Here is a 13,420-nt window from a genome sequence, read left to right on the forward strand (position 1 = left end):
GTCATTCCCCCGAGGTCGGCTGGGCGGTGGTCGGGCGCGGTTCCCGGCTCGACCGGCCGCGCGGCCGGTCGCCGGACTCGTCGCCGGGTTCCCCGGACGGCTTCGCGGTGGGGGTGGGCGTCGCCGTCGGGCTGGGCTTGGGCCTGGGCGGCAGTACGGCGTCGCGCGGGTCGGCCTTGGGCGGCGCCACCACGACGGCGACCACGTCCAGGGTGGTGAACCGGGTGAACGGGCGGATGTACGCCATCCGGGTGAGGCCGCCCGCCGGGGCGTCAATGCGCTCGACGACGCCGATCGGGACGCCCGGGACGTACGGCCGCTCCCCCTGCGACCCCAGGGTGACGAGCCGCTGGCCCACCTTCATCGGGGCGTGCGCGTTGAGGAGCTGGAACTTCAGCGGGGTCGCGCCGCCGCCGCCGAAGCCGCGGCGGCCGGTGCCCTGGAGGATCCCGATCTCCTTGGAGTCCTCCAGCCGGCTGCCGACCGAGGACGTCACGTCGGTGGCCAGCAGCACGGTCGCGGTGGCGGGGCCGACCCGGGTGACGCGGCCGACGAGCCCGTCGGCGCTCATCACCGTCATGTCGGGCTTGACGCCGCTGCGGCTGCCGACGTCCAGCGTCACGGTGTCCTCGAAGCCCTGGCCCGCGGAGATCACCTGCGCGGCCACGATCTTGTAGCCGCCGATCCCGGCGGTGCCGAGCAGCCGGTCCAGCTGCGCCGACCTGGCCTGGTCGAGGCCGCGCGCCCGCAGCTGCTCGCGGAGGCGCTGGTTCTCGCGTTCGAGCCGGTCCGCGCGGCGGCGCTGGTCCGGCGCGTCGGTCACCGCGTCGAACGTGTTGCCGATCGGCCGCACCACGGCCGCCGACACCCGTTCGACCGGGCCGAAGATCGTCGCGCCCAGGCCGCGCAGTCCGCGCAGCGGGGAGTCGTCCCCGCCCCGGTAGTCGACCGTGATCAGCGTCAGCGCGACGGCGAGCAGCACGCCGAACACCACGCGGGTCCGCCGGGTGTCCTTCACCCACCGACCTCCCGATTCGTCGTCTGTGGGTGGGGGGTCAGTGTCCCCTCCGGGGGCGGTCCCCCGTGCCCCCAGAAAGGCTTCGCCTACCCGTCAATGCCTCGGCTCCGGAACGAGCACCTGCCGCAACGACTCGAAGTCCTCGACGCACTTGCCGGTGCCGAGCACGACCGAGTCGAGCGGGTTGTCGACGAGGTGGATCGGCATCCCGGTCTCCTCGCGGAGCCGCTCGTCGAGGTTCTTGAGGAGCGCGCCGCCGCCGGTGAGGGCGATGCCGCGGTCCATGATGTCGCCCGACAGCTCGGGCGGGCACTTGTCGAGGGTGGTCTTGACCGCGTCCACGATCGCGTTGACCGGCTCCTCGATCGCCCGCCGGACCTCCTCGGCGGAGATCACGACCGTCTTGGGCAGGCCGCTGACCAGGTCGCGGCCGCGGATCTCGGCGTGCGGCTCCTCGTCCCCGGCCGGGAACGCCGAGCCGATCGCCATCTTGATCTCCTCGGCGGTGCGCTCCCCGAGCATCAGGGAGTACTCCTTCTTGGAGAACGAGATGACCGCCTGGTCGAGCTCGTCGCCGCCGACCCGTACCGACTGGCTGGTCACGATGCCGCCCAGCGAGATGATCGCGACCTCGGTGGTGCCGCCGCCGATGTCGACGACCATGTTGCCGGTCGGCTCGTACACCGGGAGCCCGGCGCCGATCGCGGCGGCCATCGGCTCCTCGATGATGTAGACCCGGCGGGCGCCGGCCTGGTAGCCGGCCTCCTTGACGGCGCGCTGCTCCACTCCGGTGATGCCGCTCGGCACCGCCACCACGATCCGCGGCTTGGCGAAGTGCCGGCGCTTGTGGACCTTCTGGATGAAGTAGCGGAGCATCCGTTCGGTGACGTCGAAATCCGCGATGACCCCGTCTTTCAGGGGACGCACGGCGACGATGTTGCCCGGAGTGCGGCCGATCATCCGCTTCGCCTCGATGCCCACCGCGACGATCTTCCCGGTGTTGGTGTTGATCGCCACGACCGAGGGCTCATTGAGGACGATGCCGCGCCCGCGCACGTAGACGAGCGTGTTCGCGGTGCCAAGGTCGACCGCCATGTCACGGCCGAGAAACGACAGCTTGTTACCCATGGAAAAAGGGAGCCCTTCGTACTTGACGGGCGTGCAGAGCGGCGGTCCCATCGTAACGCGACGAAGCCGGGCAGGGCAGGCACCCTTCCTCCGCGCGTTGCCCAAAAAACAGGTGTTGAACAGGTGAGTTTTAGGCCAAAGACAACGCGGGCCGGAAGATCCGGCCCGCGTGTCCGGACGCCGGAGATCAGCCCAGGTCGGGGAAGAAGAGCTTGATCTCGCGCTCGGCGGAGTAGGTGGAGTCGGAGCCGTGCACGATGTTCTCGCCGATCTCCAGGGCGAAGTCGCCGCGGATGGTCCCGGGGGCCGCGCTGACCGGGTCGGTGGCGCCGGCCAGGGCGCGGAACGCCTCGATCGCGCGCGGGCCCTCGACCACCATGGCCACCAGCGGGCCGCCGGTGATGAACTCGACCAGCTCGCCGAAGAACGGCTTGCTCGCGTGCTCCTCGTAGTGCGCCTCGGCGGTCTCGCGGGGCAGCGTCCGCAGCTCCAGCGCGGCGATCTTCAGGCCCTTGCGCTCGATCCGGGAGACGACCTCACCGATGACACCGCGGCGGACGCCGTCGGGCTTGACCAGGACAAGAGTGCGCTCGGACACGAAAGGTTCTCCTTGGAACAGATGGGATGGGTGGGCGCGCCCCTCGCGGGGGCCTGGCCGGACAGGCCGTGCACCACTGCGCGCGAAGCTTACCCGGCCAGCGGCTCGGGCAACGCCTCGCGCGCCGCGGGCTCCGCCGCCGCGGCGGGCCTGCGGCGCCAGGACAGCACGGCGGTCGCCACCGCCAGCGCCCCGGCCGCGACGAGCCAGTCCCGGTAGCCGGCCTCCAGCGCGGCGAGCCGTTCCAGGGGTGTGCCGGGGTCGGCCCGGTGCCACCGCCCGGCCTGGAGCGACAGGGCCACCAGCTGCCCGGTGAGCACGGCGGGGAAGCACAGGCCCAGGCCGAAGAGGGCCGCGCCCGCGCCCGCGTCCCGCAGCGACGCCGCGAGCGCCGCGCCGACGCCGAGCCCGAGCGGCACCATGGCGAGCGGCGACGCGGTGGCGAACCCGATCGCCGCGGCCGCGGCCACCAGCGCGTGGCCCGCCGGCACGGCCCGCCGTACCGCGGGCGGCCACACGGTGAGCAGCGCGCCGAGCAGCGCCGCGGCGCCGCCCGCCAGGAACGCCCCCAGCGGGACGCCGCCGCCCGCCGCTTCGAGCCCCGCCAGCGGCGCGGCCAGCGGGTAGCTGAACAGGCCCGCCGTCACCATAACGGCCGCGCACCCGAGCGGGCCGCCCGCCGGGCTCTCCCGTCCGGCCGCCGCCGCGAGCCCGCCCAGCGCCACCAGCGCGATGCACGCCATCACCAGCAGCGCGCCGGGCGACCAGCCGTACGAGGCGGCCACGGCCAGGAACGCGAGCCCCGCCGCCGGGACGACCGGCAGCACGGTCTGCCCGCGCTCGGCCCGCTTCGGGAGGTCCGGCACGCCCCGCGGCCCGGCCAGGCACAGCAGCAGCGCGCCGCAGGCCACCAGCGCCGGCCACGGGAACGGCGCCAGCCCCGCCCGCCAGTCGGGTTCGCGCGGCACCACCGACAGCGCCAGCGGCATCGCGACCAGCAGGCCCCCCGCGAGCGCCCCCGCCCACAGCGCGATCAGGACGCGGCTGCGGCGCTCCCACACCAGCACGGCGGTCGCCGACAGGGCGATCCCCGCCCCGGCGCCCTGGGCCAGCCGGCCCGCGGCGATCTGCGGCACCGCGTCCGCGAGCCGTACCGTCCCGAGTCCCGCGACCAGGCAGACCAGCCCGGCGCCCAGCACGGCCCGCGCGGGCAGCCGCCGCGCCGCGGCCGCCGCGAGCGGGACCGCGACCAGCAGGGCGGGCAGCCCGAGCCCGGCCGCCCGCAGGAACTCTCGCGCGTCGCCCAGCCCGAGGCCGGCGCGCGCGGCGGCCAGCACCTCAAGGGACGTGTCGGGCGGAACGAGCGCCGCGGCGGCCGGGACGGCGGCCGCGAGCGGGGCGAGCCCCGCGGCGGCGGCTGCGGAACGGATGGACACGGCCCTCTCCTTCGGAGGTCGCCGCCCACCGAGGCATTTGCTCCATTAAAGAAAAATGCCGGAATATTCAGCGGCCATTCGGCGGGCGAATGGTGAAGCCGTCCCCGCGAATTTAGCGCGCCGCCGCGCGCTCCGCCTTGCGTCCCATCCAGATGGCCGTTCCCCACAACGCGCCGAAAAGGACGCCGAGGAAGAACATGGTCGGCACCATGAAGCCGGTCGCCACGATGAGCACCTGCAGCCCGGACCCGACCGGCACCGCCCACGGGAACCGCAGCAAACCGGCCAGCAGCACGCACAGCACCGCCAGCCCCCCGCACACCAGCCCCGCCAGCGCGCCGTCCACCTTCAGCACCGCGACCGCCACCGGGATCGCCAGCGCGATCACCACGGCCTCACTGGCCAGCACGGCGGCCTGAAGGCTACGCACCGGATTCTTGCTCATGGCCTCGCCTCCGCTCGGCGGCCCGCGGCCGCCTCACGCGACGGCTTCCCTCGTCGCTCCGGTCGCAAGCTCCCTACACTCCTCAGTCCAGCCGCCACGCGGCCACGAGCGCTCATGGCCTCGCCTCCGCTCGGCGGCCCGCGGCCGCCTCACGCGACGGCTTCCCTCGTCGCTCCGGTCGCAAGCTCCCTACACTCCTCAGTCCAGCCGCCACGCGGCCACGAGCGCTCATGACCCCGTCTCCCGGTTCATCGCCTCATCGCTTCTCGTCGACGCGGAGCAGGGTGCGGGCGTCGCCGGCCGTCACGACCGAGCCGGTGACCAGCACGCCGGCGCCCTGGTACTCGCCCGTCTCCTCGGCCAGGCCGATCGCGCGGTCGATCGCGTCGTCCAGGCGGGGCGAGAGGTGCACCCGCTCGGAGCCGAAGATCCCCTCGGCCAGCTCCGCCAGCTCCTCGGGCGGCAGCGAGCGGGGCGAGGAGTTGCGGGTGACGACCAGCTCGGCCAGGACCGGCTCCAGCTGGTCGAGCATGCCCGCCACGTCCTTGTCGGCCGCCGCCGCCAGCACGCCGACCAGCCGGGTGAAGCCGAACGACTCGGTCACCGTCTGCACGGTCGCGGCCATCCCGGCCGGGTTGTGCGAGGCGTCCAGCAGGACCGTCGGGCCCGTCCGCACGACCTCCAGGCGGCCCGGGGAGGCGGACTTGGCGAAGCCGCTGCGCACCAGCGCCGGGTCGAGCTGGCCGGCGTCGCCGCCGGTGAACGTCTCGCCCGGCGCGATCCGCGTCACGGCCTCCAGGTTGGCCTCGCCGCGGGTCGGCGCGCCGCCCGCGAACGCCTCCACGGCCGCCAGCGCGGTCGCGGCGTTGCCGGCCTGGTGGTCGCCGAACAGCGGCAGGAAGATCTCGTCGTACACCGCGTGCAGCCCCTGGAGCCGCAGCTGCTGGCCGCCCACGGCGACGTCGCGGCTCAGCACGCCGTACTCGATGCCCTCGCGGGCGGCGGTGGCGCCCACCTCGACGACCCGGCGCAGCAGCACCTCGGCGGCCGCCACCGGCTGCTGGGCCAGTACCGCGACCGCGCCCGGCTTGATGATCCCGGCCTTCTCGCCGGCGATCTCCTCGACCGTGTCGCCCAGGTAGCGGGTGTGGTCCAGCCCGATCGGCGTGATCACCGCGACCGTGCCGTCGGCGACGTTGGTGGCGTCCCAGGACCCGCCCATGCCGGCCTCGACGATCGCCACGTCCACCGGCGCGTCCGCGAACGCCGCGAACGCCATGGCCGTCAGCAGCTCGAAGAACGACAGCCGCACGCCGTGCTTGTCGTCGATCAGTCCCGCGTACGGCAGCACGTCCTCGTAGGCGCGCACGAAGTCCTCTTCGGAGATCGGCTCGCCGTCGATCGCGATCCGCTCGCGGAGCGTGGTCATCTCCGGGCTGGTGTAGAGCCCGGTGCGCAGGCCGCGCTCGCGCAGCAGCGCCTCGATCAGCCGGGCGGTGCTCGACTTGCCGTTGGTGCCGGCGACATGGATCACCGGGTACGCGCGCTGCGGTTCGCCCAGGAGGTCGACCAGATCGCGGACGCGGTCGAGGGTGGGATCGATGTCCCACTCGACCCCACGGCTCATGATCGCGCCAACGGCGGCGCGGTAGTCGGTTCCCTGGTTCACGATGCTCCATCGCTGCGAGAAGTGGCCCTCGCCAGCCTACTTGCCCCCTCCGCGCGCCCCGACCGGACCACTACACTCCCGCTTCATGATCATTTCGGGGCGGATGCCCGGCCTCGTCGCCTTCGGCGCGGCCGTCGACACCCGGTCGCTGCCGCTGCACCAGATCCCGGTGGTCCTCCTGCACCGGAGCGTCATGACCGCGCTCGACCTCCCCGACCACACGCTGGCGGCCGTGGCGCGCGGCCGCACCGCCACGGCGGCCTGGCTGGTCGGCTCCGACGACCGGCGGTGGGAGACCTGCCCGACGCCCTGGCACTCGACCGTACGGCTGTCCGCGCCGGTCTGGAACGCGCTGGGCGGCGGCGCGCCGCCCGCCGCGGGCGAACGGGTGGAGATCACCGTGCGGCGGGAGCGGATGCCGGTGCTGCCCGCCCGGATCGAACGGCTGCTCGCCGGGAACGAGATCGGCCTGCACGCCGACGACGCCCGGCGGCTCGGGGTGCGCCGGTGGGCGTTCGTCAACCACGGCGGGATCCCCGCGCTGTGCCGGGTGCTCCGGACGAGGGAGCCGCGCGACCGCGGCCACGTGCGGCTGTCGTACCAGACCAGGATGCTGCTCGGGATCCCGCCGGGCGAGGGCGGGTTCGCGCCGGAGGTGCTGGTCGCGGCGCCGCCCGCGCGGGGCCGGCGGCGGCTGCGGGTCCGCGAGCCGCGCTGGGGCGACCGGGGGACGCGGTGGCCCGTACGGGTGCTCCGGGCGCCGGGGGCGGCGTTCGAGCACACCGCGCGGGCCGCGCTGCGCGCCCCCGCGCTGACCTTCCGGACGCTGGAGGCGGCGACGCCCGGCGAGGACCAGGCGCCCACGGTACGGCTCGCCGAGGAGCTGTTCCCGCTGCTCGGCACGCAGCCGGGCAAGCAGGTGTACGTCGAGTGGGGGCCGGGCAACCGCACGATCGCCACGGCCCTGCCGCTGGGCGACGTCGGCAGGGACGACTGGCCGGACACCTACGTCGTGGGCCGGGCCGTGACCGCTGACCGGCCGCCCCCGATCGCCGTGGCGGGCGTCGGCGCGATGAGCCGCGCGGCGCTGGGCGTGCCGCGCGTGGCGGTGGTGACGGTGCGGCGCCGGGTCGGGCCGCTGATCGTGGCCAAGCTCAACGAGCTGATCGTTCCCAGTACGGCGCTGATGGTGGCGCTGACCGCCGACATCAAGCTGAAAGCATGGAGCCTGGTGGCCGCCGGGGTGGTGATCACCGCGCTGCTGCTGGCGCCGCTGCGCCTGCGGCGCGATCCGAGGGGACGGAGCCGATGACCGCCGACGAGGTCTTCTTCCGCGAGTGGCGGGAGCGCGGCACGGGCGCGCGCCGCGACCTGGACCGCGCGCGGGCGCTGGCCGCGGTCCTCGGGCTGCCCGACCCGGACCGGCCCGTGCTGGCCGTCGTCGGGTCCAAGGGCAAGGGCACCGCCGCCGCGTACGCGTCCGCCGTGCTCGCGGCCGCGGGCCTGACGGCCGTCACCGTGACCAGCCCCGCCTACCGCGAGGCCCGGGAGCGGATCCGCCTCGCCGGGCAGGCCGTGAGCGAGGAGGAGCTGGCCGGGCTGGCCGGGCGGCTGCGCGCCGCCATGCGGCGCCTCCCCCGCCGCGGCCGCGGCTACCTGTCCCCGTCGGGCCTGTTCCTGCTGGCCGGCGCCCTGCACGGCCGCCTCGCCGGCGCGGACGCGCTGGTCCTGGAGGCGGGCATGGGCGGCCGGTCCGACGAGGTCTCGCTGTTCCCGGCCACCGCGGTGGCGATCACCCCCATCTTCGGCGAGCACCTCGGCGTGCTGGGCGACTCCCCCGCCGAGATCGCCCGCGAGAAGGCCGGCGTGGTCGTGCCGGGCACCACCCGCGCCACCGTCGCGGCGCCGCAGGACACGGAGGTCGCGGAGGCGCTCCCGGAGGCCGAGACCGCCGCACGGGGCGTGCTGCCGTCCGGGCCGGCGCCCGCGGGCCTGTCCCGGGCGGGCGCCGAGACCGGGCATCTGGCGGCCGTACGGCTGCTGGAGGCGCTCGGGCGGGACGTTCCGGGCGCGCCGCGGCTGCGGGCCACGCTGGAGACGATCTCCCTGCCCGGGCGGCTGTCCTGGCATCCCGTCCCCGGCACGGAGAGCGAACTGCTGGCGGACTCGGCCATCGACCGGGCCGGGATCGCCGTGGCGCTGGCCACCGCGCGGGCCCGCTGGGGCGCGGTCGACCACGTCCTGCTGTGCCTGCCCGACCACAAGGACCTGGACGGCGCGATCACCGAGCTCGGCGGCCTGCCGGTGACCTTCGTCCGGCTCCCGTACGGGCACCTGAGCTTCTCCCGGCCCCTCCCGGAGTCCTGGCGGGTGGTCGACGCCGCGGACCTGCGCACGGCCGGCCTGGGCGCCCTGGGACGCCGCCTCGTCGCCCTCGGCACCGTCTACTTCGTCGGCCGCGTTCTCGACCTGGTGGACGCGCCCACCGACCGCCTCTTCGACGCGCCCTAGGCCCGGGCCTTCTCCAGGTCGGCGCGCATGCGCCGGGTCAGCGCGTCCAGGCCGTCGACGCGGCCGTCGGGGGCGGGGGTGTTGGCGGCGACGAAGCCGAAGGAGTTCTCGGTGGCCCAGGCGCAGTAGAGGTGCGTGGCCTCCAGGACGGCGAACGTCCCGCACGAGATCCGGCCGCCGCCCTTGAGCGGGCGCGCCGCGGCCGTCTTGATCACGGTGCTGGGACGGGCCTTCTGGAGGAACGCGGCGGGATCGCCGACCGGGGCCGTACCGCCGAGGAACAGCACGTTCTGCGCTCCCGTCGCGGGATCGCGGTAGACGGCGCCCGCCTTGGCGGCCTTCTCGACCCCGGCCGCGCGGGCGCCCGCCGCGATGAACGGGTACGCGGCGCTCGCGGCGGGCGGTCCGGCGTCCTTGCGGAGGCCGCCGGCCGTGCCCGCGGCGCTGACCTCGCGCGCGGGGACGTCCTCGCCGCCCGCGAGGAAGGCCAGCCCCGCCGCGGCGACGGCCGCCGCCACCAGTCCCGCGCCGATCGCGAGCCCGGCCGCCGGGCCCTTCCCCGACCGCCGCGGCTTCGCGGGAGCCGGTGCCGCCTGCGGCCGAACGGCCCGTGCCTGCACGGGCCGATCCTGGACGGGCTGCGGGCCGGTCCATCCCCCGGCGTGCCGCTGAGGGCCCGTGGTGATGACCTCCTCGACCGCCGGGACGGCCTGCGGCGGCACGGCCGGAGGAGGCGGAGGAGGAGGCGGAGGCGCCGCGACGGCCGCCGACGACGGCTCCGCCTGGACCACGGGGAACCCGTCGGTACGGGTCGCCGGCGGGTCCGCCAGCGACTCCGGCGGGGCGGGTTCCAGGGAGGACGCCGCCCACCAGGGCGCGACCGGCGGCGGCGCGGGCGGCAGCACGAGGGGCCGCCCGGCGTCCGCCGGCGGATCGGCCGGGTCGTCCGCGGGCCGGGGAGGCGATTCGGTCAACTGATCTCCTGAAACGGGGATCCCCCGGCCGGTCGGCCGGGGGATCGTCGGGTCAGGCGGCGGGCAGCGCGCCCAGCTGCGCTTCCAGGCGCTCGATGTCGGCCTCGGCCGCGGCGAGCCGGTCGCGGTTCTTGGCGACCACCTGCTCGGGCGCCTTCGCCATGAACGCCTCGTTGCCGAGCTTGCGGCGAGCCTGGTCGGCCTCCTTGCGGGCGGCGGCCAGGTCCTTCTCCAGCCGCTTGCGCTCGGCGGCCACGTCGATCGTCCCGGCCGTGTCGAGCCGCACGGTGACGCCCTCGACCGGCAGCGACGCCGTCTCGGCGAACCCCTCGCCCGGCTCGGTCAGCCGCAGCAGCGTCCGGATGCCCTCCTCGTGCGCGGCCAGCGGCGACCCGCCGAAGTCGAGGGCGGCCACGACCCGCTGGCCCGGCTTGAGGCCCTGGTCGCTGCGGAACCGGCGGACCTCGGTCACCATCCGCTGGAGCGACTCCACGAGCGCCTCGGCGTCGCCGGCGTGCCGGGACGCGTCCGGGACGGGCCACTCGGCCCGCACCAGCGTCTCCGCGCCGGTGAGGGAGGTCCACAGCTCCTCGGTGACGAACGGGATCACCGGGTGCAGCAGCCGCAGCAGCTTGTCGAGCACCTCGCCCAGCACGCGGCGGGTGGCGCCGGCGCGCTCGTCGGCGAGCTGCACCTTGGCCAGCTCCACGTACCAGTCGCAGACCTCGTCCCACGCGAAGTGGTAGAGGGTCTCGCACGCCTTGGCGAAGTCGTAGCCCTCCAGCTGCGCGTCCACCTCGGCGATCACGCGGTTGAGGCGGGACAGGATCCACGCGTCGACCGTGGTCAGCTCGGCCGCCGCGGGCAGGTCGCCGCGGACGTGCGCGCCGTTCATCAGCGCGAAGCGGGTGGCGTTCCACAGCTTGTTGCAGAAGTTGCGCGAGCCCTGCGCCCATTCCTCGGCGACCGGGACGTCGCCGCCCGGGTTGGCGCCGCGCAGCAGCGTGAAGCGGGTGGCGTCGGCGCCGTAGCGGTCGATCCAGTCCAGCGGGTCGACGACGTTGCCGAACGACTTGGACATCTTCTTGCCGTGCTGGTCGCGGACCATGCCGTGCAGCGCGATGGTCGAGAACGGCTCGGCGCCGTCCATGGCGTAAAGGCCGAACATCATCATCCGGGCGACCCAGAAGAACAGGATGTCGTAGCCCGTGACCAGCACCGACGTCGGGTAGAAGCGCTTGAGGTCGGCGTCGTCGTCCGGCCAGCCGAGGGTGGAGAACGGCCACAGCGCCGAGGAGAACCACGTGTCGAGGACGTCGGTGTCCTGCGTCCAGCCGGCCGGCGGCTCCTCGTCCGGGCCGGGGCAGACGACCTCGCCGCCCGGGCCGTACCAGACGGGGATGCGGTGGCCCCACCACAGCTGGCGGCTGATGCACCAGTCGTGCATGTTGTCGACCCACTCGAAGTAGCGGGCCGACATCTCCGGCGGGTGGATCGCGACCCGGCCGTCGCGGACGGCGTCGCCGGCGGCCTTGGCCAGCGGCTCGACCTTGACGAACCACTGAAGCGACACGCGCGGCTCGACGACCGTGGAGCAGCGCTGGCAGTGCCCGACCGAGTGCTCGTACGGGCGGATCTCCTTGACGATCCGGCCCTGCTCGCGCAGCGCGGCGACCACGGCGGGCCGCGCCTCGAACCGGTCCAGCCCCTCGAACGGGCCGTGCGCGGTGATCACGCCGCGCTCGTCCATGACCGACAGCGACGGCAGGTCGTGGCGGCGGCCGATCTCGAAGTCGTTGGGGTCGTGCGCCGGGGTCACCTTCACGGCGCCGGTGCCGAACTCGGGGTCGACGTGCTCGTCGGCGACCACGGGGATCGTCCGGCCGGTCAGCGGCAGCTCGATCTCGCGGCCGACCAGGTGCGCGTACCGCTCGTCGTCGGGGTGGACGGCCACCGCGGTGTCGCCCAGCATCGTCTCGGCGCGGGTGGTGGCCACCACGATCGCGTCGTCGCCGTCGCCGTACCGGATCGAGACCAGCTCGCCGTCGCGCTCGGCGTGCTCGACCTCGATGTCCGACAGCGCGGTCAGGCAGCGCGGGCACCAGTTGATGATCCGCTCGGCGCGGTAGATGAGGCCGTCGTCGAACAGCCGCTTGAAGATCGTGCGGACGGCGCGGGCGCGGCGGTCGTCCATCGTGAACGCCTCGCGCGTCCAGTCGACGCCGTCGCCGAGCCGGCGCATCTGGCCGAGGATCCGGCCGCCGGACTCGCCCTTCCACTTCCAGACCCGCTCGACGAACGCCTCGCGGCCCAGGTCGTGCCGGGACAGGCCCTCCTTGGCCAGCTCCCGCTCGACGACGTTCTGGGTGGCGATGCCCGCGTGGTCCATGCCCGGCACCCACAGCGCCTCGTGGCCCTGCATCCGGCGCCGCCTGACGAGCGTGTCCTGGATGGAGTGGTCGAGGGCGTGCCCCATGTGGAGCGAGCCCGTCACGTTCGGCGGCGGGATCACGATCGAGTAGGCGGGGGCGTCCGGGCGGCGGGCCGGGTCGGCGGTGAAGTGCCCGGCGGCTACCCAGCGCTCGTAGAGCTTGCCTTCGACGTTCCCAGGCTGATACTGGGTGGGCAGATCGACGTCGGCGGCCGCGGGGCCGCGCTCATGGCTGGGCGTTGTCACGGGACCGGATTCTACGGGTCCGCGAAAAGCGAGAACGCCATGACGTCTCGATGCGTCCAATCGATCGGTACGAACCTCGCATAACCTCCCCCTGACGAAGTCTCCCGGACGAGCCGCCCCTGACAGGGCTCGACGGGCCCTGACCAAGGAGTCCTGAAAATGAGCGGTTGGAACCCCCCGCCGCCGCCCGGCGGCCCTGCTCCCGGCGGCTACGGATACGGCGGCATGCCCGGCCCCGGCGGCCCCGGCGGCCCGTACGCCCCGCCGATGCCCCCGCCCCGGAAGTCGTCGAGCGCGGGCCTGATCATCGGCCTGCTCGTCGGCGGCCTCGCGGTGGTCGTCCTGATCGTCGTCGTGGTCGTCGTGGTGGTCATCGGCGGCAGCCACAGCATCAGCACCCCGCCGACCGCCGGCGGCATGAGCCGGAACACCTCGGCCGAGGCGCAGCTCTCAAGCCAGCTGAGCAGCCAGCGCAGCCTCATGCGGCGGGCCACCGGCTACGAGATCAGCAACGTGCAGACCGCCGTGTACGGCAGCGGCTCCAGCCAGTACCTCTTCGTCGGCGGCGAGGGCGACGTCGACCCCGACACCCTCTACAGCGACTTCCGCAGGGCCATGACCCAGCAGTCCACCAGCAGCATCTCGTCCTACACCATCCCGCTCGCGAACGCCGGCGGCGACGGGAAGGCCGTGTGCTCCACGCTGCGCAGCCGGAGCACGACCGTGTCGTACTCCACCGCGGTCTGTGCCTGGGCCACCAGCAGCACGTTCGGCATGGTCATGCCGGTGCCGCAGACCACCGGGTCGCTGTCCCTCCCGCGCAGCTACAGCTACAGCACGGTGGCGAGCGTGATGCGCAGCATGCGGGACGACATCGAGAGCTGACGGAAGCCCGTCCGCCGGCCGTTCCCCCGGTTCCCGCCAAGGTCGGGACACCGGTCACCTGACGCCGGGCCGCACCACC

The 13,420-nt window shown here is 74.5% G+C and carries 11 protein-coding genes; 3 read left to right on the top strand and 8 right to left on the bottom strand.

Going from position 1 to position 13,420, the window contains the following annotated elements; translation table 11 throughout:
* Nucleotide 1: 1 nt before the first annotated feature.
* The 6 genes from mreC to ACA361_RS30070 all read right to left on the bottom strand — a co-directional run bounded on the left by mreC (nt 2) and on the right by ACA361_RS30070 (nt 6,252).
* On the bottom strand, nt 2-1,018 hold the full coding sequence (mreC, locus tag ACA361_RS30045) for a rod shape-determining protein MreC (RefSeq protein ID WP_375017507.1): 1,017 nt from the start codon (nt 1,016-1,018) through the stop codon (nt 2-4).
* Nucleotides 1,019-1,111: 93 nt separating this feature from the next.
* On the bottom strand, nt 1,112-2,146 hold the full coding sequence (locus ACA361_RS30050; RefSeq protein ID WP_366616221.1) for a rod shape-determining protein: 1,035 nt from the start codon (nt 2,144-2,146) through the stop codon (nt 1,112-1,114).
* Between the two features lie 187 nt (nt 2,147-2,333).
* Nucleotides 2,334-2,744: a nucleoside-diphosphate kinase gene (gene ndk / locus ACA361_RS30055; protein ID WP_375017509.1), complete on the bottom strand. Its 411-nt coding sequence runs from the start codon at nt 2,742-2,744 to the stop codon at nt 2,334-2,336.
* A gap of 89 nt (nt 2,745-2,833) precedes the next feature.
* Nucleotides 2,834-4,180, bottom strand: coding sequence for a hypothetical protein (locus tag ACA361_RS30060; RefSeq protein ID WP_375017511.1), 1,347 nt, complete (start codon nt 4,178-4,180; stop codon nt 2,834-2,836).
* Nucleotides 4,181-4,292: 112 nt separating this feature from the next.
* Nucleotides 4,293-4,625: a DUF4233 domain-containing protein gene (locus tag ACA361_RS30065; RefSeq protein ID WP_375017513.1), complete on the bottom strand. Its 333-nt coding sequence runs from the start codon at nt 4,623-4,625 to the stop codon at nt 4,293-4,295.
* Between the two features lie 256 nt (nt 4,626-4,881).
* Complete coding sequence (locus tag ACA361_RS30070) at nt 4,882-6,252, bottom strand: bifunctional folylpolyglutamate synthase/dihydrofolate synthase (RefSeq protein WP_375017889.1); 1,371 nt, start codon at nt 6,250-6,252, stop codon at nt 4,882-4,884.
* A gap of 127 nt (nt 6,253-6,379) precedes the next feature.
* Between ACA361_RS30070 and ACA361_RS30075 the strand changes: the two genes are divergently transcribed.
* Both ACA361_RS30075 and ACA361_RS30080 read left to right on the top strand, forming a co-directional pair.
* The gene (locus tag ACA361_RS30075; protein WP_375017515.1) at nt 6,380-7,606 is read left to right on the top strand and encodes a hypothetical protein; all 1,227 of its coding nucleotides are present in this window, start codon (nt 6,380-6,382) and stop codon (nt 7,604-7,606) included.
* Complete coding sequence (locus ACA361_RS30080; protein WP_375017517.1) at nt 7,603-8,805, top strand: hypothetical protein; 1,203 nt, start codon at nt 7,603-7,605, stop codon at nt 8,803-8,805. Before ACA361_RS30075 ends, ACA361_RS30080 begins: the two co-directional genes overlap by 4 nt.
* Here the strand turns inward: ACA361_RS30080 and ACA361_RS30085 are convergent.
* Nucleotides 8,802-9,779, bottom strand: coding sequence for a hypothetical protein (locus tag ACA361_RS30085; RefSeq protein WP_375017519.1), 978 nt, complete (start codon nt 9,777-9,779; stop codon nt 8,802-8,804). The two genes, ACA361_RS30080 and ACA361_RS30085, sit on opposite strands and share 4 nt — an antisense overlap.
* Before the next feature lie 52 nt (nt 9,780-9,831).
* Nucleotides 9,832-12,456 (bottom strand): valine--tRNA ligase, encoded by a 2,625-nt coding sequence (locus ACA361_RS30090; RefSeq protein ID WP_375017521.1) that lies wholly within the window; start codon nt 12,454-12,456, stop codon nt 9,832-9,834.
* Nucleotides 12,457-12,615: 159 nt separating this feature from the next.
* Between ACA361_RS30090 and ACA361_RS30095 the strand changes: the two genes are divergently transcribed.
* A complete protein-coding gene (locus tag ACA361_RS30095) occupies nt 12,616-13,341 on the top strand; it encodes a hypothetical protein (protein WP_375017522.1) in 726 nt (241 codons plus the stop codon).
* The last annotated feature ends 79 nt before the right edge of the window (nt 13,342-13,420 follow it).

It is taken from the genome of Actinomadura sp. 21ATH, from assembly GCF_041951345.1.
Taxonomy (GTDB): Bacteria; Actinomycetota; Actinomycetes; order Streptosporangiales; family Streptosporangiaceae; genus Spirillospora.